General features: G+C 73.9%; 1 protein-coding gene and 1 pseudogene. One reads left to right on the forward strand and one right to left on the reverse strand.

All coding sequences use genetic code 11. The features are described from left to right. Positions 1-197: pseudogene (locus KBX39_RS29200) on the forward strand (LLM class F420-dependent oxidoreductase); the annotation flags it as partial. A gap of 9 nt (positions 198-206) precedes the next feature. Here the strand turns inward: KBX39_RS29200 and KBX39_RS29205 are convergent. Then, positions 207-2,276, reverse strand: a 2,070-nt coding sequence (locus KBX39_RS29205; RefSeq protein WP_247660724.1) for an amino acid transporter, incomplete at its 5' end; no start/stop codon positions are given.

Here is a 2,276-nt window from a genome sequence, read left to right on the forward strand (position 1 = left end):
CCTGGGTCGAGGACCACCACATCCGCAGCCAGTTCTCCGTCGGCCCGGACGCCGGGCCGCACGTGGAGAAGGCGCGCGCGTACGTCGAGGCCGGCTTCGACCACATCGTGCTGCAGAACGCCGGCCCGGACCCGGACGGCTTCCTCGACTTCTGCGCCCGCGACCTGCTGGCCCGGGTACGCGCCCTCGGGTCGTAGCCCGGCGGGTCAGCCGCCGACGTGGATGCCGGGACGGCGGGTGGGATCCGGCTCGGACTTGCGGATGATCTCCCGTACCACCGGCGGCGTGTCACCCCGGCCGAGGATGAGGTAGCGCAGCAGGTGCGCGATCGGGTTCCCCTCCGACCACTCGAAGTGGCAGTGCGGGCGTACCCCGGTGGCGTCGCGCAGCGCCAGCAGGATCGCGGCTATCGCGTTCGGCGCGGCCGGGCTGCTGGCCCGCAGGATCCGGTAGCCGCCGGCCTCCACCCCGTGCACCCGCAGCACCTGGCTGAACTGCGACGGGTCGCTCACGTCGATCTCCAGGAAGAGCACGTCGGCGGCGCCGGGCACCGGGTTCATCGACCGTTGCGCCCGCTCCTTGACCCGGTACTCCTTGACCGACCCGCGCTGCCGCTTGTTGGCGATCAGGTGCAGCCGCCCGTCCCGGGCCACCGACTCGTCGACGAACCGGCGGGCCGCCTCGTCGAACTCGATCCGCTCGGCGCGCAGCTCGGTGGTCCGGGTGACACGGGAGATCAGCGACACCGCGACGATCCCGGCGATGAAGAACCCGGAGATGGTGATGCCGTCGGGCTTGGCCACCACGTTCTCCGCCAGCGCGTACAGCAGCACGGCGGTGAGCAGCGCGAACCCGGCGCCGGCCGCGCGGCTGCCGGCCCGCAGCGCCGCGATGGTCACCGCTATCGCGCCGGAGACCATCATCGCCAGGATGCCGGTGGCGTACGCGCCGGCCTGGGCGTTGACGTCGGCGGCGAACGCGATGGTGATGGCGACGCTGATCGCGGTGTAGACCAGCACCACCGGGCGGACCGCGCGGCCCCACTCCGGCGCCATGCCGTACGACGGCAGGTAGCGCGGCACGATGTTGATCAGCCCGGCCATCGCCGAGGCGCCGGCGAACCAGAGGATGAGGATGCTGCTGATGTCGTAGACGGTGCCGAACGCCTGGCCGAGATGCTCGTGGGCGAGGAACGCGAGCGCCCGGCCGTTGGCCGGCCCGCCGGGCGCGAACGCCTCGGGCGGGATCAGCACGGTGGTCACGAACGTGGTGGCGATCAGGTAGACCGACATGATCAGCGCGGCGGCGGTGAGCAGCCGGCGGGTGTTGCGGATGCGGGCGGCCAGCCGCTGCTCCGGATCGGCGCCGCGGCCGCGCACCAGCGGCATCATGCTCACCCCGGTCTCGAAGCCGGACAGGCCGAGGACCAGCAGCGGGAACGCGAGCGCGCTGGTGGCCAGGACGTCCCCGGGTCCGCCGGCGTCGGCCAGCCGGCCGGTCCAGTCGGCCAGCGGCGCCGGGTCGGCGGCCAGCTCGGCCACGCCGGCGACCACCACCACCGCGTTCAGCGCCAGGAACACCGCCACCAGCGGGATGGCCACCTGCACCGCCTCGCTGAACCCGAGCAGGAACACGCCGCCGAGCACGAGCAGCAGCGCCACGGTGACCAGCACCGCCGCTGTCCGGCCGTGCGGGAACGCGGCGGGCAGAGCCGGGTTCTCCAGCAGGTGCACGCTGGCGTCGGCGGCGGAGAGCGTGATCGTGATGATCCACGAGGTGGCGACGAAGCCCAGCAGCACCAGCACGAAGACCTTGCCGCGCCAGAACGGCAGCAGCCGCTCCAGCATCGCCACCGAGCCCTGCCCGTGCGGGCTCTCCCGGGCCACGCGGCGGTACATCGGCAGCATCCCGAGCAGGGTCAGCGCCACGATCAGCAGGGTGGCCAGCGGACTGAGCGCGCCGGCCGCCACGACCGCGATGCCCGGCAGGTAGGACAGCGTGGAGAAGTAGTCGACGCCGGTCAGGCACATCACCTGCCACCACGGGTGCGACCGGGTCTGGTGCTCCCGTACCTCCGGGCCGACCGGTTCGACTCGGTGGGCGAACAGCCACCGGTGCAGCCGGCCGGGCGGCGGGGCCGGACGGGCCGGGGCGGCCACCCGTTCCGGCAGCTCCGGCACGGGACGACCGGACCGCTCGGCGTGGTCGCCATGCCGGCCGGCCCGGGCGGCCGCGGCGGCGGGCGCCTCCCGGCGCCGCTCCCGCGTCCGCCGGGG

Origin of the sequence: Micromonospora sp. D75, from assembly GCF_018070405.1 — a bacterium.
GTDB lineage: Bacteria > Actinomycetota > Actinomycetes > Mycobacteriales > Micromonosporaceae > Micromonospora > Micromonospora chalcea.